The organism is Caballeronia sp. INML2 (assembly GCF_023631365.1).
Classification (GTDB): Bacteria; Pseudomonadota; Gammaproteobacteria; order Burkholderiales; family Burkholderiaceae; genus Caballeronia; species Caballeronia turbans.
The window spans coordinates 117,788-139,528 of the sequence record NZ_JALQDH010000048.1; the positions used below are offsets into that span (position 1 = coordinate 117,788).

The window sequence follows — 21,741 nt, forward strand, 5'->3', positions numbered from 1 at the left end:
CGCTACTCTGCCGCTTCCTTGTTCTTCTGCGCCGCCGCTCGAAACTCCTTCGAATGCAGCCCATGCTTCTTCAGAAGCATCTGCAGATGCGACCGGTTCATCTCATACCGCCTGGCAAGCTCGGCGACCGTCCCGCCGGTTTCCTGCAACCCGCGCTCGAGAAACGCGCGCTCTGCCTCATCGCTTGCGACGCGCTTCGCTTCCGCCAGCGAACTCGCCGTCGCGATGACGTTGCCGCTTGCGGCCGGCCCGCCCATTGCCAGCGAGAGCGATGACTTCGGCCGGATATCGACGGGCAGATGATCGATGTCGGCCATATCGCCCGCAAGACACGCGATCCGGTACACCACGTTCCGCAACTCGCGGATATTGCCGGGATAGTCATAGTTGCGCAGAAAGTCGCGCAGCCTCGGCGACAGCTTCACCGGCCTGCGCTTCAGGGTCGCGGCGGCTTCATCGCCGAAATAGGCGAGCAGCAGCGGAATCTCGTCGCGCCGCTCGCGCAACGCCGGCAGCGTCAGATGAATCACGCTCAGCCGATAGAACAGGTCTTCGCGAAAGCGCCCCTCGTCACAGAACTTGCGCAAGTTGCGATTCGTCGCCGCGACGATGCGCGTGTCCACCCCGATCGGCTCATCCGAGCCCACGCGCTGAATCTCGTGCGCTTCGAGCACACGCAGCAGCTTCACCTGTCCCGACAAAGGCAACTCGCCGATCTCATCGAGAAAGATCGTGCCCGTATGCGCGCTTTCGAATTTGCCCTTGCGATCGTTGGACGCGCCCGTGAACGCGCCCTTGCGATGCCCGAACAGTTCCGACTCCAGCAGATTGTCGGGAATCGCGCCGCAGTTCACCGAGATATACGGCTTGTCCGCGCGCGAGCCGTTGGCGTGAATGACCTTCGCCATCAGTTCCTTGCCGGTGCCGCTCTCGCCGTCGATCAACACGGGCAGATCCGTCGGCGCGGCTTTTTCCGCGATTTCCAGCGCTTCGAGCAGCTTCGGGTTATCGCCGAACGTGCCTTCGAACACGAAACTGCGTTCGATCAGCGCCTGACGCCGCGCGCCCGCCGGCAGGTCGCGCTTCGGCTCCGCGGCAGCCGCCTGCACGAAGCGCTCCTTGTGCGACAGTTGCATGACTTCGTCGCGCAAGGTGCTCGCCTGCCGCAGCAGCTTCTCGATTTCGGGCCGCTCGAGACGCGAGGTCCATCTGAGTGTCGAGCGCAGGATCTCGATCTTCTCGATGAGCCCCGCATATGAAATCGCCGATGACGCGGGCGCGCTGGTGTCACCTTCCGGTTGGTCGAGTATTTTCATGCTGCGCTCAGTTGCTTTTGCACGAGTTGGTAGTACATGCCCTTTCGCGCGACGAGTTCGTCGTGCTTGCCCTGCTCGACGATGCCGCCTTCGTATAGCACGAGAATCTTGTCGGCGCGCATGATGGTCGAGAGCCGGTGCGCAATAATCACGGCCGTGCGGCCCTTCAATATCTCCTGCATGTTGCCGAGAATATTGCTTTCCGATTGCGTATCGAGCGCGGACGTGGCTTCATCGAACACGAGCAGGCGCGGGTCGTGATACAGCGCGCGCGCAATGCATAGCCGCTGAATCTGTCCGCCCGAAAGCCCCACGCCGCGCTCGCCGACCACTTGCTCATAACCGAGCGGCATCTTGACGATGAACGCATGCGCGTCGGCCATCTTCGCGACTTCCTCGATGCGCCGCCTGTCGGGTGCTTCGTCGCCGCTCGCGATGTTCTCGGCGATCGTCCCCGAGAACAGCAGATTGCTCTGCATCACATAACCTATCTGCGCGCGGAAAAAACCTTTGTCGACGACGTTGATATCGTAGCCATCCACAGTCATCTTGCCCTCGCTCGGCGCATAGAAACCGACGAGCAGCTTCGCGAGCGTGGTCTTGCCCGAGCCGCTGCGCCCGACGATCGCGATCAGCTCACCCGGCTTGATATCGAAGCTGATGTTCTCCAGCACGTAGGGCGCGTCGCCTTCGCCATAACGGAAATACACGCCGTTGAAGCTGATATCGCCCTGCAAATCCGGCAGCATCACGCGCTGCTGCATGTCTTCGGGCTTCTGCTCCGGCTCGATGTCGAGCACGTCGCCCAGGCGCTCCATTGCGACGCCCGCGTCGTTCAAGAGACTCCACAAGTTGATGAGACCCATCAGCGGCGCCAGCACGCTGCCCATGTAGGCGTTGAACGCGATCAGTTGCCCGATGGTCAGTTCGCGCGCGAGCACGAGATTCGCGCCGACCCACAGCACGCCGATGGTCGTCGCCGCGTTCAGCAACTGGCTGCAGAGGCCCACGGCGATATTGAAGCGCTGCGACTTGTACTGCACTTCCAGCGACTTCGCGTACTTCTTCTCCCACTTCAGGCGCACCGGGCGCTCGATGCCCATGCCCTTCACCGTCTCCACGCCGCCGAGCGCTTCCATCAGATACGAACGCGCATCCGTGCCTGCCGAAAAGGTCTCGCGCGCGTTCTGCTTGATGCGGGGCGTCGCGACGATCGTGAGCACCATCATCGGAATCACGAACGCGATCAGCAGCAACGTGAGCTTCACGTTGTAGAGGAACATGATCGTGAAGTAGATGAAGATCATCAGCAGGTTCAGCACGGTCGATACGGTCGATTCCGTGAGGAACGCGCGGATCGTGTGATTCTCCTGAAAGCGCGCGAACACGTCGCCGGTCTTGCGCTTCGCAAAGAAGCCAAAGGGCAGCGAAAACGTATGCCTGAAGAACTGCGACATCATCGCGAAATCCATGTTGCGGACCATGAAGTTCGCGAGGTAAGCGCGGATCGTCGTCATGAGTTGCGTGAACAGGCTCGCGATGACGAGCCCGCCGATCAGCACGTGCAGCAAGTTGACGTTCTGATGCACGATCACGCCGTCGAGAATGTTCTGGATGATGAGCGGCGGAATCACGCCCAGCACCTGAATCACGAATGTGGCGAGAAAGAGATGCAGCAGGATCTTCTTGTACGGCTTCAGATAACCGACGAAACGCAGCCACGGCGAGCGCGACACGGCCCTTTGCGTGAGATCCTGGCCCGGCGTGAACAGCAGGCACGTGCCGCTCCAGCCGCGCTCGAACTCGCCGACCGTCATCTTCCTGAAGCCGATCGCCGGGTCCGCGACCCACACGTTCTCGCTCGACACGCCGTAGATGATGATGTAGTGATAACCCTCCCAGTGCGCGATGAACGGCATCTCGAAGCCGCGCAGCGATTCGAACGTGCACTGCACACCGCGCGTCGTGAAGCCAAGCGATTCGCCCGCACGGGCGAGTGAATCGAGCGTCGCGCCGGACGTCGTCACGTTGGCGAGTTCGCGCAGCTTCCCGAGCGTCATGTTGATGCCGTAGTGACGGCAGATCATCGCGAGACAGGCCGCACCGCAGTCCATCTCTTCGGCCTGCTCGACCCACGCGAAGCGCTTGATCACACGCTCGCCCAGTTCGGGCTTCGTGTGCAGGTCGAGCATCGCGGGCAACTTGCGGCGCTCGGCAAGCTTCTTCTGGCGCTGCAGTTCGCGCTCGGTGAAGCGGATGCGCTCTTCGAGCACTTCGCGCAGCTTCACGTTGCGCTCGATGATGAAATGCACCGTTTTTTCGGGGATCACGAGCAGGCGCGTATCGGCGCTGGCGATTGCCGAAGCCATCTGCTCCTGACGCATCACGCAGGCCTTCTCTCCGAAGATCTCGCCGGGGCCGAGCGTGGCGAGCACATGTTTTTCGCCGCCCTCTTCGCGCACGATGCGCACTTCGCCCTGCCGCACGACATAAAGACGCCGGTCGTCGCGCGATTCCTGCTTGAGAATCTCCTTGCCCTCGGCGACGCGCTTCACGCCGACGCTGCGCACGCATTCCTCGAGCTCCGCCTTGTTGAGCTTGCCGCGCAGATCGAAGAGCTTCGCAACGAAGCCGCCCGCCGAATTGATCGCGACGTAGCTCGTCACGAACGCGAGCGCGGCGGGATTCTTCGCGATGACCGGATCGATCGCGGCGCGCGGGATATACAGCAGCTCGGTCTTGCCGGAGGAGCGCACCGACGACTCGTGCCGGTAATCGCGCAGCATCGCGATATCGGCGAAGGTCTCGCGCTCCTTCTTGACCCCCATGCTGATTTCCTTGCCGTGCTCCTCGGTGAAGATGCGCACGGACCCTGCCTTCACGATATAGAGCCCGTCGGCCGCATCGCCCGCATTGCATACAGTCTCACCGAAGCCGAAACGGCGCGACTCGGCATTGGCCGCAAGATGCTCGATCTCTTCGCGCGTGAATGGCGAAAGAATCTCGACCGACGACAGAAAGTCGGCGGGGGAATCCAGGCTCGATGGCGCGTCCATGTTCTGTCGCGTTCCGTCAGTCAACGTGCTTCGATGACATGTTCCTGCGCGCGCGCCAGCATCCACTCTTCGCGCAGCAGGCGGCGGATTTCCGCGGATACGTCTTCGTCGAGCTTCGCGGGATACTTCGCCGTCACCGCGAAAATTTCATACGACGCGCCATCCGCGGAAATGAACGGTCCGAGCAGATCGCCGACTTCCGCGTTGAACACTTTCGCCTCGACGTCCGGCTTCATCTGACCGCGCATCACCCGGCCGATCACGCCGCCCGCGTCGCGCGTGTCGGCCAGCGAATGCTCGCGCGCCATCTCGGCGAAGCTCTCGGGATCGTCGTTGAGATAGGAGATCATCTCCTTCGCGCTACCCTCGGTATCGAGCAGGATGTGACTGACTTCGATGCTGTCGAACTTCGGCGAGTTGAGCTGGAAGTATTCTTCGATCTCGCGCTCGGTGCCGACCTTGTCGAGCATCTTTTCCTGATAGAGCGTGTCGGTGATATAGACCTCGAACTCGTCGAGGCTCACGTGCAGCGCGTCGAGATAGTTGTTCATGTCCGCCGCGCGATGCAGCCCGCGAATGCGGCGAAACTGATCGGCGCGGTTCTGGATTTCCTCGTCGCTCACGGCGACGCCCGACTTCTTCGCCGCGCGCACGGTCAGCTTGTCGCGCACGAGTTGCTCGATGAGACCGTCGAACTGGCCGTTCAGCTTCAATAACCTGACAAATTCGCCGACGTCGACCACTTCGTCGTCGATACGCACAATCGCCGTCATGTCGTTCTCCGTTCAGTTCTATGTTGAATTGCGCATCATGTCCGCGTTGCGGCGCTCGTGTAACCCTCCATTCCTATCCCGCCACACTGCGGAATGGATCGAGCCCGAGGTCGATCAGGCGCCGCTCGCGCACTACGATTTCCGCGGTCGCCGTCATGCCGTAGCGCAGCGGATACTTCGTGTCCGCGATCTGATAGAAATCGCGATCGAGCGTCACGCGTCCTTCATAGACGGGTTGCTTGGTCGACGGGCTCGGCTTGGTCGCGGGCGAGATGAACGCGAGCGTGCCGTCGATCACGCCATAGCGCTGATAGGGAAACGCGTTGAACTTGAGCTTCACGCGCTGCCCTTCGCGCAGGAACGCGCGGTCGTGCTCGGCGATCTCGATCTTAAGCACCGGCTTCGCATTCGCCGGCGCGATGCCGCCGAGCGGCGTGTTCGCCTGAATCTTGTCGCCCGGCTGCGTCGATGTGACGTCGGTGACCACGCCCGACACCGGCGCGAGAATCAGCAGAAAATTGTCCTTGTCGATGTTCTCGAACCTGATGCGCGCGGCCGCATCCGCGACGAGCCGCGCCGTCTGTAGTTGCAGACGCAACTTGTCTTCCGTGCTCGCGACTTCGCGCATCGCGGCTTCGTACTGCAGCCGCAGAGTCGTCGCCTCCTGACCGCTCGTTTCCAGTTGACGCTTCGCCTGCGTGAAATCGTGGCTCAGGCGGAAATCGAGTTCGGCGAGCCGCGATTGCTCCACGCGATATGCACCGTCCGCTTCCAGATACGCATTGCGTTTCGCATCGACCTGCGCCTCCGCCACGCCCCCGCCGCCCGGCAGCGCGAGCAGACGTTGAAAGCGGTCGAGTTCCACCTTGGCCGCATCGCGCGCGCGGCGTGCGTTTTCGAGCGTGCTGCGCGCTTCCTGCAACTGCGCCTTCTGGCCTTCCGCGAGCTTGCTCGTGCCTTCCGCCACACGCTGCTGATGCTGATGCTCCTCCACATCCATCTGGTCCTTGAGCGCGGCGATCTTGCGCTCCATCAGCAGCTTTTTCTCGGGAAACTGCTTCCACTCGCGCTCGGCATCGTCGAGCTTCAGTTGCGCTTCGAGCGCGTTGCTGGCCGCCTCGATTGCACCACGCGCGTTCAGGCGCGCGACGACATCGTCCTTGCGCACCGGCTGCCCTTCGGCGATATAGAGGTCGGCCAGTTCGCCGTCGATCGGTGCATAGAAGCGCCGCACTTCCGATTCCGGCGCGAGCGTGCCCTGGGCGCTGACCATCACGTCGGCATGGCCGACGAACGACCACACGAGCGCCGAAGCGACGAGCGCCACCATCGCGAAGACGAGCCCTTGCGTGAGCCCGAGCGGCTCGGCCGTGAGTATCGCGATGCCTTCTGCGCCGTGTTCCCCGAGCGCCTCCGACAACGGCTTAAGGTGTGTGTCTCTCTTCACTGCGCGTGCCTCCGCCGATCAGACTCAGCTTGGTATTGAGAAGTCCCGGTTCGAGCACCATGCGCAGATCCTGCAGCGAGCGCCGCTGCAAATCCGCCTCGGTGTCGATCTCATTGGCGAGCGCGGTCCACTTCGCCGTCGCGCTGTCCGCCTTCACTTGCCTGAAGATGCGCATGCCGCGCGTGGCCGCATCCTCTGCGTCCGACAAAAGCCGCGCCTGGGTCCTGAACGTATCGGACACGCCCGATTCGAGCCGCTGGGACCCGCCGATGCCGCCATTCGTCCGATACTGCTGCCAGAGCGTCTGCGCCTGCGTCATCAAGGCCTGCGCGCGCGCCGTCGCCTTGTCTTTCAGCGATGCGACATCGGGCGCGACCGCCTTCGCATAGAACGGGTCGGCATCGAGATCCAGTGTTTCGTAGAACGACAGCAACGCATCTTCATAGCCCTTCGTCCCGCGCGCCTTCTGTAAATCCGCAAACTGGGCGGCCACGGCCTTCTTGTGGGCGAGCTCCTTTTGCACGGTCGGCGACCACGAACCTTGCGGCAGCTTCTGCAGGCCGTCGATCGCCTGCGCGCTCTGGCCGCGGTTCCACGCATCGGCGACGCTCGCGTATTGCGTGAGCATATCGGGTGGCGGCAGCTGGCTCGCGCTCATCTGCCTGAATTTCTCCTTGAACGGCGGCGTCGAGAAATTCGTCTTGCTGACCGATCCCGCGAGCGGCGCGAGGCTTGCGGCGTCGAGACCGCGCCGCAGGCCGGTATAGGCATCGAGATCGGCGCGCACGCGATCGAGGCCCGCGAGGCGCGGGTACTTGTCCGCGTATTCTTTCAGCGATGCGTTGATCGCATCGGGATCGTCCTGGCCGAGGCTCTTGACGATGCTCGCATCGAGCCTGTCGATGGCCGCGAGATACACGGAATCGTCGCTTTGCAGCTTGCGCAGATGACTCAGCGCGAGCGCATACGGATCGCGAAACTCCGGCACGTAGCCCGCGATGCGGTCGAGATCGCGCTGATGGCCCGCCGCATCCGCTTCCCAGTGCTTCAGGATCGCGCCGATGCGCGGCTCGTCGGCGTACATGCGGATCGGCGCCTCGGCGCCGCCGCGGCTCATCACGAAGCTCTCCAGCTTGCCGATCCACTCGAGCTCGTCGACGAGCGAATGCACATCGGCGTTGTGCGCGGCGAGCGTTCGCATCTGCGCGATGATCGCGTCCGCGCTCGCGAAATCGCCCTTTTTCAGCGCGGCGAGCCAGCGCGGCACGTTCGACTTGAGCACGGCCTCGGTGTTCATCGACGTGAACTGCGCGTCTTGCGGATGCGTATTCAGATAGTCGTTCGTGACGGTCGCCGCCTCGCCGAACTCGCCGTGCGACATCAGCGATTTGGCGTGACGCTCGGGCGAGCCGCTATAGAAGAGCGCCGTGCCGCCCGCGACGAGCATGGCCAGCACGCACACGATGATGATGCGCGTGCGGCGCGCGGCGCGTCGGTCATCGCTTGCGAGCGCACGATGCAGTTCGGCCACGAAGAGCGCGAACTTGCTGCGCTTCTTTGCGGCGCGCGTGTCATGACGGCTTTCGATTGCGGGTTTCGGCTGCGCCTCCTCGTTGACTTCGTCCTCGCGCGCGGCGGCCTGATCGACGCAAAAGATATCGAGGAACGAGTGCGCCGAGCCGACGAAGGTCGTCTTGTCGCTCTCAAGCTCGTCGTCGTGGGTCTGCGCTGCCTGTGCGACCATTTCGGTGAGCGTCGACTCGCCCTCTTCGCCGTGCAGATGCACCGTGTACGCGAAGTGCGTGCCGCCGAACGCGACGGTGTCGCCGTTCTTCAGCTCGACCGCCGACGCGCCGAGCCGCTCGCCATTCACGAAGGTGCCGTTGGTGCTGCCGAGATCCTCGACGAACGGCGCGCCGCCCTTGATGAACACATGCGCGTGCCGCCGCGACACGTAATTGACCTGATGCGGATACTGCTCGCGATAGCGCGAAAAGGTCTCGTCGGTCTTGCTGACGAGAAACGGAAATTGGGCGAGCTCGACGGGATGAAGACCGAGATCGTTGCGCTGCGGCGTGAGCGTGATGCCGATCGGCTTCGGCATGTTCACACGCCGCGTGCGCGGCGCGAACTGCACGCGATACGACAGCCGGCTGCCGAACGAAACGATGTCGCCGTTTCTCACGCGCGCGGGCGTGTCGCGCACGGGCGTGCCATTCACGGCGGTGCCGTTCTTGCTGGCCAGATCGGCGATATAGACGAACCCGTGCTCGATGAAAATGCGCGCGTGCCGCCGCGAGAGTTGCGCGACGGCTTCGGGCGGGCTCGTGTCGAACGGCGCTTCGGCGCGGCCGATCGCAAAGAGATTTTCGTCGATGCGGATTTCCGTCAGCCTGTCGGCCATCTCGCCGGCAAGCTCGGGACCCGGCATGGGCTTCAGGATGACGTCGAATGCCTCGCCCACGCCCGGCTGTGGTTCCGCTATGGAGAAGCCTTGAGCCATGTCCATGTCACGAGGTACGTCCAGCCGCTGCCGCCGACGCGCCAGAGGAATGCCCGGCATCGTCGGGCGCATGGACAGGTTGGTCCGCGCCGTCATGGAAGTCATTCGTCACCGGCGGCTGTTGAGAGTTTAAGTCACGCATCGTCGTAGTCAATCGTGCGGCACCGGTTCGTCACGCAAATGGCGAGCCATCCTGGAACGATCGTTAGTTATTCATATCATTGCGAAGGAGACAATGAATGAAGCGCTTCACTTCGTCGTGTCCTTGCTTGCGCTTTGCACATCGATCATCGGCCAGCCGCCGCCTAACGCCTTATAGAGCGTCACGGTGTCGGAAAGAATCTGCTGATGGTTCGCGAGCAGCGCGAGTTGCGCCGCGAGGAGCGTGCGCTCCGTCTCGAACACCTGGAGTTGCGAGATCACGCCTTCTTTCAGTTGCGCGTCGATCTGCGCGGCGACCACCGTCAACTGATCGACTTCCTGCTGCAACTCGACGCGCTGCTTCGTGTGCGAATCGAGATTGACGAGCGCGTTCTCCACTTCCTCGAAGGCGTTCATCACCGTGCTGCGATATTGCTGTTCCGCGACCGTCGTCTGCGCTTCGGTCGTCTTCACGTGCGCGCGCACCGACGGATCGAGAATCGGGATATTGATGCTCGGCACGAAGCTCAACGTGAACATCTTCAACAGATCGGTCAACTGAAAGCTCGCCGTGCCGCCACGCCCGGTCAGGTTGATGGTCGGCAGTTGCGCGAGCTTCGCCTGCCCGACGAGGTCGTAGGCTTCGAGCACGCGATATTCGGCCGCGATGAGATCGGGACGGCGCGCGAGCAACTGCGACGGCAGTCCGCCCGGCACCGGGGGAATCTGCACGCGCTTTTGGAGCTTGCCGTCGGGCATTCTGAACTCGCCCGCGGGCACGCCGATCAGCGTCGAGAGCGCGTTATTCGCGAGGTCGCGCGAGCGGCGCAGTTCCAGCAACTCGCGCGTCAGACGATTCAGTTCCGCACGCTGCGTGAGCACCTGCGTCTTCGGCACGAGGCCGTTCTTCTGCATGCCTTCGAAGATCGTCAGGATCTGCTGGTTCGTTGCGATGGTCTGCTTCTGCTGCTCGATCTGATCGTCGAACTGGAGTATCTGGAAGTATGTCGTCGATACGAGCGCGACGAGTTCGAGATAGCCCGCGCGCCAGTCCGCTTCGGTTGCGCGAAATTCGGCTTTCTGCGCCTGCACGCCCTTCTGGACCGAGCCCCAGATGTCGATGTCCCAACTCACCTGCGTCGCGAGGTTGTACTGTTTCGAGAACGGCTGGCCGGTCGTCTTTTCGAAGCTCGCGCCCGCGCCGAGATCCATCGACGGCAACGCGCCCGCACGCGCCTCGCCGATCTGCGCGCCTGCCACCTGGATGCGTGCGGCCAGCACCTTGATATCGAAGTTGCCGTTGATGGCCTTCTCCACCAGCGCGTCCAGAGTCGGATCGTGAAACTGCTTCCACCAGTCGAGCTGTATCGTGTCGGCCGCGGCGACCTTCGCTGCGTCGATCTTCGTGAAGGCGGTTTTCTCGGGTGTGTCGGGCCGCTGATAAGTCGGCACCTTCAAGTCGATACAGCCGGACAGCAACACAGCGGCAATCAGCCCTGGCAGCACGGCCCACTCGCGCCTGATGGTCACGCGCAACGATGGCAACAAGGCTCGCACGATCTCGCTCCCGGTGAACGCGCACCGACGGTCAGTTTGATGGGTGAGAAGCGCGGCGCCGGCCGTTCGGTCCTTCAAGTAAATCACACGGCGCGCCGGGACTCCATACGGGTTAAGTCACGTGGCGCGCGCGTGCTCTGTGGCACGTCGCGCTTCGTGACGCGGTCCGGCGGGATGCGACCCCGGCCGAACCGCAGCGCCCGATGTCGCGGGCGGTGTTACAGCAGAGCTCCCCGTGCCCCGCTTTTACTGCCGACTGCATGACTGCATGAATGCTTACCGCACCGGCATCCGGTTCATTCCTCGCGGCGTTCGCCTCACGCGAGGTTGCCCGCCACACCGAAGTTGACGTTGGCGATGTTCTTCGCGTCCTGCGTCGGCGCGACCGTCGATTGCGACTTCAGCGCCTCGGCGAACGCGATGTTGCTGCCGTTCTGGTTGAACGTGGTCTGCGTCTGGTTGATGATCTGCTGCGGGTTGAACGGCATCGAGAGCGTCGCCCCGTTCATCGAGATATAACCGGGGAACAGGGTCGCATAGCCGCCGCGCACCGCGGACATCGCGCGGCTGTCCAGTTCTTCGGTGACGGGAAGGTCCTTGATGATCAGCGTCTTCATTTCCGCTCCTTGGGTGCGCGTCGCGCGTTTCGGTGGTGGCTTCGAGCAACTTGTCTGCTCGCGACCATGTAATGCATAGGGTGTGCCAATTACATCGGGCGTCGGCTGCTTTTCGCCGTGTGCGTTGCTGTGCAAGGCTTCGATCATTCGATGCTGCGCCGGCATCCGCGCCTTCGTGGTGCTGTTCCCCCAACACTTCGCTATTGCACTGTCGGTTGTCAAGCGACACCCCTACGGATTGCACTCACGAGCGTTTCCCTCCGCCATACAGCGCGCGGAATCGAAGTCGATAAAAGAAATCGGGAAAGGCGCCGCTCAGTGCCTCACTCGGCGCCCGAACTCATTTGACGTAGATCGTGATCTTCTTGGAATAGACAGGCGGGTTATGCGGTATGTGCTTGTCATCGCCCATCAGAAGCTGAATCGTGTGCTTGCCCGGCGGCAGTTCGAGCATCGTTTCGGTTTCGCCGGCGCCGTAGTGCAGGTGATTGCGATCCGATGGAATCTCCTGATCCATCGGCGGCAAGTCGACATCGATCAGCAAATGATGATGCCCCGTGTTCGGAAACTTCACGCCGCGCGGCGCGACACCCATGAAGCGCAGCCCGAACCAGACCTTGAAGGGCTTGCCCGCGGGCAAGGTCTGCCCGTCGTTCGGATAGCCGATGTACGCATAGGCGTTGGCGGGCGCGGGCGTCGGCCCGGCGAACGCGCAAGGCGCGGCGATCGCCGTCGCCAGCGCGGCCGCAACGAGGAGCGAACGCGCGAGCGCGAGTGCGTCAGCGGATCGTTTTTTCATGTCATGTGCCCTCGGCAAGTGCACAGCTCATTTCACGGTGATCGTGATCTTCTTCGAATACACCGGCGGATCATGCGGAATGTGGTTGTAGTCGCCCATCAGCAACTGCAGGGTGTGCTTGCCCGGCGGCAGTTCGAGGCGCGCATCGGTTTCGCCCGCGCCGTAATGCAGATGGTTGCGGTCGGACGGTATCTCCTGATCGAGCGGCGGCAGATCCGCATCGACCAGCAGATGGTGATGCCCCACGTTCGGAAGATCGACGCCCTTCGGACAGATGCCCATGTTGCGCAAGCCCATGCGCACCCAGAGCTTGCCGCCCGAAATCACGGCGCCGTCCGGCGGCCAGATGATGTACGCCTCGGCGTTCGGCGGAGCGGGCGTGCGCGCACGCGCGGCGGCGGAGAACGACGAATCGGCGGCCAGTGCGGCCAGGGAAGCCAGCGCGCCAAGCACGGTTCTTCTCAGCATGTTATGCACGCCTCTCGTTGAAAGGCCTCGCGGATGGGCCAGGGAAAACGTTCCTTGCACGTGCGAACGCTCGTGCCCGGAGCGTGATGCGGGTTGCGTGATGCACCGTCGTTGGCTTTTAGATTAGGACGTAACGTTTAAAAAAGATACGTACACAGGGGTGTCCTTCAGCCCTCATGACGGATACCTCCCTTCAGGGGATTAAGCGGCGCGTGAGTGCGTGCTATCGTTGGTAGTGCTGGACGCAGAGCCTCGGCATCGGGCCCGAATGCAGCACGATGCCCTCCACTCAAAGCCGGACGGACAGGGTGTGAATATGTGGCGAACTCTTCTTATCGCGGGCGTGCTGCTGACGATCGGCCTCGCCCCCGCACCAGCGAGCGCGGCGTCTGTCGCAGCGCTGTCTTCTCCTTCTACCGCGACGACCGCGCACGCGCCCAGGCATCTCGCGCTCGTGATCGGCAATGCAGACTATGTCGACCATCCGCTCGCGAGCGCATCGCACGATGCCGATGACATAAGCAAAGCGCTCGGCGCCCTCGGCTTTCACGTCACGCACCGCACGAACCTCGATGAAGCGGCAATGCGCGAGGCACTCGATGCCTTCGCCGCGCACCTTGGCCCGAACGATACGGCGCTCGTCTATTTCGCCGGCCACGGACTTCACGCGGGCGGCGACGCGTTGCTCGTGCCGCTCGGCGCACGCGAGCGCCGTCCCGCGACGCTCGTGCGGGATGCGCTCTCCGCGAAAGAAATCGTCGAGCGCATGACGCGCGTGCGCCCGGGCGCGGCGAACATCGTCGTGCTCGACATGTGCCTCACCGATCCTTTCGAGAAAGCGAACGCGCGGACGTGGACGCTGCCGCCGCGCACGCTCGTCGCTTATGCCGCCGCGCCCGGCGATGCCGCGATAGAAGGCGAGCGCAACGGACGCTATACCGCGGCGCTCTTGCGCGCGCTGGGCACGCGTTCACCGGTAACGTCGTCGACGTTCGCGGCGGCTGCGTCCGATGTCACGCAGGCATCGCGCGGCGGGCAGCGGCCGTGGATCGCGTCGACGCTCGATGCGGGCTTTCCGATCGCGGAGGCATCGGTGAACGCGCGCATCGCGGACGCGAACGCCATCTTTCCCGCCGATTCCGCCAATGCCGTGCGCACGCGCGGCATCCTTCCTAAGGACAGCAACGAGCAGTACGAACTGACGTTCTGGGAATCGATCAAGGACAGCACCTATCCGGGCGATTACGAGGCGTATCTGAAGGCATATCCGAACGGGCGTTTCGCCACGCTCGCCAAGGCGCGCATCGAGCGTCTGCGCGCGGCGGGCAACGCTAAACCAGCGGCATCGTCGCCAGCGGCGCCCCCGGCGGCGACGGCGACGCCCGCCGCCCCGACGCCGAAGCCTCCGCCATCCGCGCCGGCGACCGCGGCCGCGCCGGAAAAGCCTCGCCCGAGCCCGCCGGCCGCGCCCGCCGCCGCTGTGACCGCGCCGCCCGCCGCCATCACCACGAAGCCTGCGGCGAAGACGGCGAGCGGCGGCGAGATCAAGGATTGCCCGGCATGCCCCATCCTGATTCCGCTTTCGTCCGGCAGCTTCACGATGGGCAGCAACAACGATGATCCGGCCGAGAAGCCGCCGCATCGGGTGTCGATCGGGCGGGCGTTCGCCATCGGTAAATACGAAGTCACGGTCGAGCAATGGAACGCCTGCGCCGATGCGGGCGCGTGCACGCGCGTGGCGGCGGAGGGCGAGTCGGCGACACCGCCGCCCGGCAACGCGCCGATGCGCAACGTGAGCTGGGACGACGCGCAGGTCTACGTCAAATGGCTGAGCAAGGTGGGCGGCAAGCCGTATCGCCTGCCGACGGAAGCGGAATGGGAATACGCCGCGCGCGGCGGCACGCAATCCACGTACTGGTGGGGCGATCAGATGAAGAAGGGCACGGCCGACTGCAAGGATTGCGGCGACCCGTACAAACCCGATGCGCCGACGCCCGTCGGATCGTTCGCGGCGAATCCCTATGGCCTGTACGACATGAACGGCAGCGTCTGGGAATGGGTCGCCGATTGCTGGCATAGCTCGTACAGGAACGCGCCCGTCGATGGCCGCGCCTGGGACGATCCGTCTTGCTCCGTGCGCGTGATTCGCGGCGGCTCGTGGCGCGAAGGCGCGCCCTACATGCAGTCGGCGACGCGCTTCAAATACAGTTCGAGCGTGCGGCAGTCGCAGAACGGCTTTCGCGTCGCGCGGGACATGGAGTGAGCTTCACCGGCCGGCTGCCTTGACGATGATCTGCGCCTGCGCATCCCGCTCGATTGTCTTCAGCGCGGGAAGCGCCGCCCGGAATTCGTCGGGCGTGCAGACCTGCTTGCCGAAGCGTGCTTCCAGCGTGCGCGAAATCTGGACGACGTTGGTCGACGGATCGAAAAGATAGCGCGAGCGGTAGCGGAAGAAATCGCTCGTCAGATCCTGATCGACGGGCACCTCGGCGACGCGCATCGTTTTCGGCAGCGTGATCTGCGAGACCTCGTCGAACGTGCCGCCGATGCACAGATACGGCTGCGTGCGCGTGCGCTCGGCGAGCCAGTTGCGCGTCGCCGTCGCGATGCCGCCCGACAGGCTCGTGAGCGCGGGCAACGCCGTCGTGCCGGTCGGCCAGACGACATCGTCGAGCGTGCCGCGCAAGGTCGTCGCGAATGGGCCGCCGGTTGCATCGACATCGCTCGTCGTCAGGGCGCCCGCGCCGCGCAGGTTCGTGTAGCGCAGCCGGTCCGCCGCGATCTGGTCGCGCCGCTGCGCGTTCGCGAGCCGCAGGTTCATCCGCTCGATCTCCGCGCTCCATCCCGAATCTTCCACCCAGTACGCGAAGCTCGCCTCGCCTTGCGGCGCGACCTCGATCTGCAGCCGCGCCGTGCGCGCGAGCGGCTGGGTCGCGGGCGTGCGGGCGAGCACGCCGGTGTTCACGAGCAGCGCGGGGCGATCCATGTCCGCGAGCGGCAGAAAGCCGAACTCGACGCTCGACGCGGTGCTGTCCGCATACGTGTTCAGATCCGGCAGCCACGTGACGATGTGATTGATCGCGCCCGAACCGTAGCCCGGCACCGACGGCAGCGTATAGACCGAGCCGAGGCCGATCAGCGCGGGCTCGTTGCGAATGCCGACGGCATCGAGCAGCGCACCGTAGAGCGCGACGTGATCCTTGCAATCGCCGTAGCGGTTCGCGAGCACTTCGGTCACGCGATGCGGCACGGCGGGACTCTGGCCGATGAACATCGCGACGTAGCGGATCGTGTGGCGCACCCAGTCGTAGAGCGTTCTGGCTTTCGCGCGGTCGTCGGTGTCGTTCTGCGTGAGCGATTGCGCGAGTGCGCGGATGGCGGGATCGTCCGTTCCCGGGTCCGCGGCCGCTTCCCGATAGCGCTTCGCGAAGCTCGCGTAATCGGGGAAGGTCGTGACCATCAGGCGGTCGCCGTACTGGGCATAACCCACCGAGCCGCTTTCGATGCGCGCGATACGCTCGCGCCGATACGTGAACGCATGACGCGTGCGGCCGTTTTCCGTGACGGGCGGCTCGGCGACATAGCCGCGCGCATCGGCGAAAAGCGGCTTGTCCGCCGGCAGATCGAAGACGAGCCGCTGCTGCAACACGGGCCGTTGCCCCGGATCGACGTAATAGTTGAACTGCCCGGGAATCACCGCCGCCGCCTGGCTCTTGCGGGCGCGCAAATGCACCGTCGAGCCGATGCCCACCGCCGGGAAGATCACCGCGCGCAGTTTCGCGTCCTGAAACGTGGGCGCGCCCGCCGAGCGCGGCTCCTGAATATCGCGGATCTGCCCGGGCGAGACGTCGTGGCGCGCGCCGTTCGCATCGACGGAATACGCCTCGACGATATCCACCTTCGACACGCTCCTGTCGTACCAGACGTAACGCTGCGCGATCTCGTCGACGCCCGCCGACGTATTCGCGCGCAGCACGGCGGTGTCGTCTTCGGTCAGCGAGCCATCGGCGGCGACGACGAACTCGTGAACGTCGCTGACGAGGGTCGACGGATCGTCGTCCGTTGCGGCGGCCGCGCACGACCACGTGCACGCGCCGACGATGACGCACGCCAGACCGGAAATGAAGCGACGAGCCATGTAGAAGTGTCCGCGACCTGCGGGAGATAAGTGATCGTACAGGAGGACGCGCGCGTCCGTTCAGCCGCGACGCACCACGACGCGCGACAATTTGTATCATATTGCGATATAATTTTGCGTTCGTCGCACGCTTGCTTTCGCGCCATCGACCCGGCCGGCCAGTGTGACCCTCCACTGACTTTCCCGGAACGCTGAAAAAAGTGTCGCGTATCGCATTGCTTCGCTGGCTGCATGGCTTTCTTCCCGCGCCCGTCACGCTGCGCTGGACCGAGCGGCTGCGCGCCGGTCTGGGCGCGCTGATCGGCATTGCGCTGACGGGCGGGCTCGCGCATCTCCTGATCGGCGATGCCTCGGCCACTCCCTATCTCATCGCGCCCATGGGTGCCTCCGCCGTGCTGCTCTTCGCCGTGCCGGCGAGTCCGCTTGCGCAGCCGTGGTCGATCATCGGCGGCAACATCGTGTCGGCGACGGTCGGCGTCGCCTGCGCGATGCTCGTGCACGATCCGATCGACGCCGCCGCGCTCGCCGTCTGTCTCGCGATCTGCGCGATGTTCGCGCTGCGCTGCGTGCATCCGCCTTCGGGCGCGGTCGCACTGACCGCGGTGCTCGGCGGACCGTCGATTCATGCGCTCGGCTTCGGATTCGTGGTCGCGCCGGTGGCGATCCAGTCGGCGGCGCTGCTGTCGTCGGCGATCGTGTTTCATGCGCTGACGGGCCATCGCTATCCGCACGGGCACGCCGCGCCGCAACCCGCGAACGCGCCGCCCGACGCCGCCTCGTTCACGCGCGCCGATCTCGAAGCCGTGCTTTCGCGCCGCAGCGAAATGCTCGATGTCGATCCGGACGATCTCGAAGCGCTTCTTCGCGAGACGCAGTTGCAGGCCTATGCGCGCCGTTTTACCGAGTTCACGTGCGCGGACATCATGTCGCGCGCGGTCGTGTCGGTGACGCCCGATACGAGCGCACAGGCGGCGCTCGCGCTCATCGACAAACATCACGTCAAGGCACTGCCGGTGATCGACGCGACGCGCCGCGTATGCGGCATCGTCACGCGCGCGGATCTCGCGCCGGTGCGCGGCGGCGGCATCGTCGAGGGCATGAGGCGCGCGATCGAGCGGGTCATGCGCGGCCCGTCGACGACACCGCCGCTCGTCGCCTCGCTGATGACGACGGACGTCTGCACGGTGAAGACGCACACTGCGATCGCCGAGCTGGTGCCGATGTTCGCGCACTTCGGGCACCACCACGTACCGGTGGTCGGCGCGCACGATCAGCTTGCGGGCATGATCACCGAGACCGACCTGATCTCCGGCCTCTATCGACAATCGTTCGCGGGCGAGCGCAAAAGCGCCTGAACCGCCCCGCGCTGACTGGAATCCGATGACAACCCCGCGCAACCTCAACAAGCCGGACTTCGAGCAGTTGTCCGAATTCCGCTATCAGATGCGCCGCTTCGAACGCTTCTCCGAGCGCGCCGCGCAGGACGAAGGCATCACGCCGCTGCAGTATCTGCTGCTCCTGCACATCAAGGGCTATCCGGGCCGCGACTGGGCGACGGTGGGCGAACTCGCCGAGCGGCTGCAATCGCATCATCACGGCGTGGTGGCGCTCGTCACGCGCTGCGAGGCGGCCGGGCTCGTGCGCCGCGCGCCGAGCGACGAGGATCGCCGTCAGGTGCGGGTGCATCTCGAAGCGCGCGGCGAAGACGTGCTCGAACGGCTCGCCGCGCTGCATCGCGCGGAGCTGAAGTCGCTCGAAGGCGCGTTCCGCGTGCCGCGCATCGATCTTTGAATATCCTGGAGCGCTGATCATGGACCATCACAAACGCGACTTTTCGGTCAACGACCGGCTGCTGAAAATCTGCGGGCTCGCCGCGGTCATCGGCGGGATCGCCACGCTCGCGGCCGTCCTGCTCCTCGGGCTCATCCATCTCTTCACGAACCTGTTTTTCTTCGGCACGTTCTCGATCGCGGACCGCTCGCCCGCGCTCAACACGCTCGGGCCCTGGGTAATCGCGATTCCGGTGATCGGCGGCCTGATCGTCGGGATGATGGCTCGCTTCGGCTCGGAGAAGATTCGCGGCCATGGCATTCCCGAAGCCATCGAAGCGATTCTGTTCGGCAAAAGCCGCATGTCGCCCAAGGTGGCGATTCTGAAGCCGTTGTCGTCGGGCATCGTGATCGGCAGCGGCGGGCCGTTCGGCGCGGAAGGCCCGATCATCATGACGGGCGGCGCGCTCGGGTCGCTGATCGCGCAATGTTTCGACGTGACGGCCGCCGAGCGCAAGACGCTGCTCGTCGCGGGCGCGGCGGCGGGCATGACCGCCGTGTTCGGCACGCCGGTCGCGGCGGTGCTGCTCGCGGTCGAACTGCTGCTCTTCGAGTGGCGTCCGCGCAGCTTTTTGCCGGTCGCGCTCGCTTGCGCCGTCGCGGGTTTCGCGCGCGCCGCGGTGTTCGGCACGGGCGCGCTCTTTCCGCTCGACACGCAGCCGCCGCAGATGATCTCGCTGCTTTCGTGCCTCGTGGCCGGGCTGCTGTCGGGCGCGCTGGCATCGGGGCTGTCGGCGGCGCTCTACAAGCTCGAAGACGTATTCGGCAAGCTGCCGATCCACTGGATGTGGTGGCCTGCGATCGGCGCGGTGTTCGTCGGCATCGGCGGGTACATCGAGCCGCGCGCGCTCGGCGTCGGCTATGACGTGATCGGCGACTTGCTGCATCAGCACATCGCGATTCAGGTGGCGCTGTCGATCCTCGCCGTGAAGGCGATCAGCTGGGTCATCGCGCTCGCCTCGGGGACCTCGGGCGGCGTGCTCGCGCCGCTCCTGATGCTCGGCGCAGGCTTAGGCACCGTGCTCGGCGCGATCCTTCCGGGCCATGACGCCGCGCTCTGGCCGCTCGTGTGCATGGCCGCGACGCTCGGCGCGACACTCGGCGCGCCGCTCACCGCGATCGTCTTCGCGTTCGGCCTCACCCACGATGCGAACGCGCTGTTGCCGCTGCTCGCCGCGACGCTCGTCGCGCACGGCTTCGCGACGGTCGCGATGAAGCGCTCGATCATGACCGAGAAGATCGCGCGGCGCGGGTATCACATCTATCGGGAATACGGCGTGGATCCGCTGGAGCGTCATCACGTCGAGGAAGTCATGACGCGCGACGTGCTGACGGTCGATGCCGCCACGCCTTTGAGCGACGTGCTCGCGAAGCACTTCGGACCGCATCAGGTGCATCGCGCATATCCGGTCGTGCAAGACGGCGCGCTCGTCGGGATGCTCGATCGGGCGGCGCTCGGGACGCTGACGGATGGGCAGGCGAGTGTGGGCATCGGCGAGGCGTTGGAGCAGCTTCAGCGTGGCGCGCCCGTGTTCGCGCTGCCGGGTGAGCCGTGCCGGCTCGCCGCGACGCGCCTCGCCGTGCATGAACTGGAGCGCCTTCCGGTGGTCGCGGACGAGCAGTCGCTGCGGCTCGTCGGCATCGTTTCGCGCAGCGATCTCGTCAAGCCCGCGCGCGCGCACTTCGACGAGGAACATCGGCGCGAGCGTTTCAGGGGCTTTCGGCGGACGACGGCGCTACGGAAGCACTGAGCGCGGCGAGGTCGGCCTGCATGTCCGCGAGCGGCTGGGCCCAGTTGCCGAGCTCGGTCTGACGATAGAGGCGCATCGACGGATACCACGGCGTAAAGCGCTGGCAGTCGAGCCAGCGTGGATCGCATGCCTGCGGCAGCAGCACCCAGACGGGGCGATTCAGCGCGCCAGCGAGATGCGCCGTGCCCGTGTCGATGGTGATGAGCAGATCCAGCTTTTCGAGCACGCGAGCGGTGTCGCCGAAGGTCGAGAGATGCGGCGCCATGTCGGTCACGCCGTGGCGGTTCATGACGGCGCGCTCTTCTTCGCTGATCTCGCCTACCTGCAGCGAATAGAGACGACAGGTGCCGCTTGTTAGCACAGATTCGAGGCGCTCCAGCGGAATCGAGCGATACGGCTCGTGACGCACGCCGCTCGCGCTTTTCCAGATCAGGCCGATTTTCGGGAGCGTCGTTTCGACGCTCAACTGCGCGCTCGCCTCGTCGGACAACACCCTGGCTGGATCGATGGCAATGCGCGCCCCGGGATTCTCCGCAGGAAAGTACGGCGAGCGCTGATATCGCGCGTAAAGACTGAAGCCGAAGGTGATGCGATCGCAGCGCTCGATTTCGATCGCGCGCTGCTCGGCTGTCGCCTTCGACAATGTCACGTCGTCGCTCTGGCGAAAAATGCCTTCCCATGCCGGGATGTGCTCCACGACGACCGCACGCGCCCCGTCCCGAAGAAGGAGATCGATGTAGCGCGAGAAATGCACGAAGTCGCCGAAACCGCCCTCCCCGCAAATGAATATCCGTTTGCCCGCGACAGGTTCTTCCATGCTGAGGAAATCGTCAGCCCCTACGCCCTGCCAGACGGGATCATCTCCGATAATCAGACGGTGAAAGGCTTGGGCATACTCACGCCCGCGCAGCGCGCGGTATCCCTCGTGCGCTTCGTGAAACTTGCCGAGGATGAATTGCACGCCGCACAACTCGTCGATCACAATATAGCGATCGACGTAAGAGAGCGACTCGTTCGCTAATGCGCGTTTCAGTTGCGTTTCGGCGTCGGCATACATGCCGAGATAGCTCAAATCGATTCCAAGCTGGGCGATCACGCAGCCGGGATCGTCGCAGGCGGACAACTGCGCGCAAAGGGCGCGGGCTTCGGCGGCGCGGCCAGCCAGACGCAGCGTGCGAATCAGTTCCAGGGGCTGCATGTTTTGCAGATCGTTTCGGCGGGTCATGGCGGATTATTGTGGACTGAGATCGCTGGCGAGAGCGAGGTATGCTAATTCCTCGAAACGTCCGAAACGCAAAAAAGCATAGCTTCAAACGTAGACGCAACGGCCTGAAAGCAGGAACGAA

Annotated in this window: 15 protein-coding genes; 4 read left to right on the forward strand and 11 right to left on the reverse strand. The window is 64.4% G+C overall.

Features of this window, described 5'->3' with window-relative positions:
- Positions 1 to 2: 2 nt before the first annotated feature.
- The 9 genes from NCT32_RS17620 to NCT32_RS17660 form a co-directional block, all read right to left on the reverse strand.
- Entirely contained in the window at positions 3 to 1,316 is a 1,314-nt protein-coding gene (locus NCT32_RS17620) for a sigma-54-dependent Fis family transcriptional regulator (protein ID WP_061115770.1), read from the reverse strand.
- Positions 1,313 to 4,372 carry a peptidase domain-containing ABC transporter gene (locus NCT32_RS17625; protein WP_061115769.1) on the reverse strand — a complete coding sequence of 1,020 codons (3,060 nt, stop codon included), beginning with the start codon at positions 4,370 to 4,372 and terminating at the stop codon, positions 1,313 to 1,315. Before NCT32_RS17625 ends, NCT32_RS17620 begins: the two co-directional genes overlap by 4 nt.
- A gap of 20 nt (positions 4,373 to 4,392) precedes the next feature.
- Positions 4,393 to 5,145 (reverse strand): peptidylprolyl isomerase, encoded by a 753-nt coding sequence (locus NCT32_RS17630; RefSeq protein ID WP_061115768.1) that lies wholly within the window; start codon positions 5,143 to 5,145, stop codon positions 4,393 to 4,395.
- Between the two features lie 73 nt (positions 5,146 to 5,218).
- A complete protein-coding gene (locus tag NCT32_RS17635) occupies positions 5,219 to 6,592 on the reverse strand; it encodes an HlyD family efflux transporter periplasmic adaptor subunit (protein ID WP_061115767.1) in 1,374 nt (457 codons plus the stop codon).
- Entirely contained in the window at positions 6,570 to 9,095 is a 2,526-nt protein-coding gene (locus tag NCT32_RS17640; protein ID WP_061116071.1) for an FHA domain-containing protein, read from the reverse strand. The genes NCT32_RS17635 and NCT32_RS17640 overlap by 23 nt, the downstream gene beginning before the upstream one ends.
- A 249-nt stretch (positions 9,096 to 9,344) precedes the next feature.
- Positions 9,345 to 10,793, reverse strand: coding sequence for an efflux transporter outer membrane subunit (locus tag NCT32_RS17645; protein ID WP_250490460.1), 1,449 nt, complete (start codon positions 10,791 to 10,793; stop codon positions 9,345 to 9,347).
- Positions 10,794 to 11,110: 317 nt separating this feature from the next.
- A complete protein-coding gene (locus NCT32_RS17650) occupies positions 11,111 to 11,410 on the reverse strand; it encodes a hypothetical protein (protein WP_061116069.1) in 300 nt (99 codons plus the stop codon).
- 340 nt (positions 11,411 to 11,750) lie between these two features.
- Positions 11,751 to 12,209: a DUF4399 domain-containing protein gene (locus NCT32_RS17655; RefSeq protein WP_061116068.1), complete on the reverse strand. Its 459-nt coding sequence runs from the start codon at positions 12,207 to 12,209 to the stop codon at positions 11,751 to 11,753.
- Between the two features lie 27 nt (positions 12,210 to 12,236).
- The gene (locus NCT32_RS17660; RefSeq protein WP_061115766.1) at positions 12,237 to 12,677 is read right to left on the reverse strand and encodes a DUF4399 domain-containing protein; all 441 of its coding nucleotides are present in this window, start codon (positions 12,675 to 12,677) and stop codon (positions 12,237 to 12,239) included.
- A 316-nt stretch (positions 12,678 to 12,993) separates the two neighbouring features.
- Here NCT32_RS17660 and NCT32_RS17665 point away from each other — a divergent pair, with 316 nt between their 5' ends.
- A complete protein-coding gene (locus tag NCT32_RS17665) occupies positions 12,994 to 14,940 on the forward strand; it encodes an SUMF1/EgtB/PvdO family nonheme iron enzyme (RefSeq protein WP_250490461.1) in 1,947 nt (648 codons plus the stop codon).
- Between the two features lie 3 nt (positions 14,941 to 14,943).
- Here the strand turns inward: NCT32_RS17665 and NCT32_RS17670 are convergent, their stop codons facing one another.
- Positions 14,944 to 16,815, reverse strand: a complete 1,872-nt coding sequence (locus tag NCT32_RS17670; RefSeq protein ID WP_086960618.1) for a DUF3857 and transglutaminase domain-containing protein — start codon at positions 16,813 to 16,815, stop codon at positions 14,944 to 14,946.
- A 200-nt stretch (positions 16,816 to 17,015) separates the two neighbouring features.
- Between NCT32_RS17670 and NCT32_RS17675 the strand changes: the two genes are divergently transcribed.
- The 3 genes from NCT32_RS17675 to NCT32_RS17685 are packed head-to-tail and all read left to right on the forward strand — an operon-like array spanning position 17,016 to position 20,395.
- Positions 17,016 to 18,170 (forward strand): HPP family protein, encoded by a 1,155-nt coding sequence (locus tag NCT32_RS17675; RefSeq protein ID WP_061115764.1) that lies wholly within the window; start codon positions 17,016 to 17,018, stop codon positions 18,168 to 18,170.
- A 25-nt stretch (positions 18,171 to 18,195) separates the two neighbouring features.
- Positions 18,196 to 18,606, forward strand: a complete 411-nt coding sequence (locus NCT32_RS17680) for a MarR family winged helix-turn-helix transcriptional regulator (protein WP_061115763.1) — start codon at positions 18,196 to 18,198, stop codon at positions 18,604 to 18,606.
- 19 nt (positions 18,607 to 18,625) lie between these two features.
- Positions 18,626 to 20,395 (forward strand): chloride channel protein, encoded by a 1,770-nt coding sequence (locus NCT32_RS17685; RefSeq protein ID WP_061115762.1) that lies wholly within the window; start codon positions 18,626 to 18,628, stop codon positions 20,393 to 20,395.
- Here NCT32_RS17685 and NCT32_RS17690 read toward each other — a convergent pair.
- A complete protein-coding gene (locus tag NCT32_RS17690; RefSeq protein ID WP_250477426.1) occupies positions 20,355 to 21,593 on the reverse strand; it encodes a glycosyltransferase family 9 protein in 1,239 nt (412 codons plus the stop codon). The genes NCT32_RS17685 and NCT32_RS17690 overlap by 41 nt on opposite strands.
- Between the last annotated feature and the right edge of the window lie 148 nt (positions 21,594 to 21,741).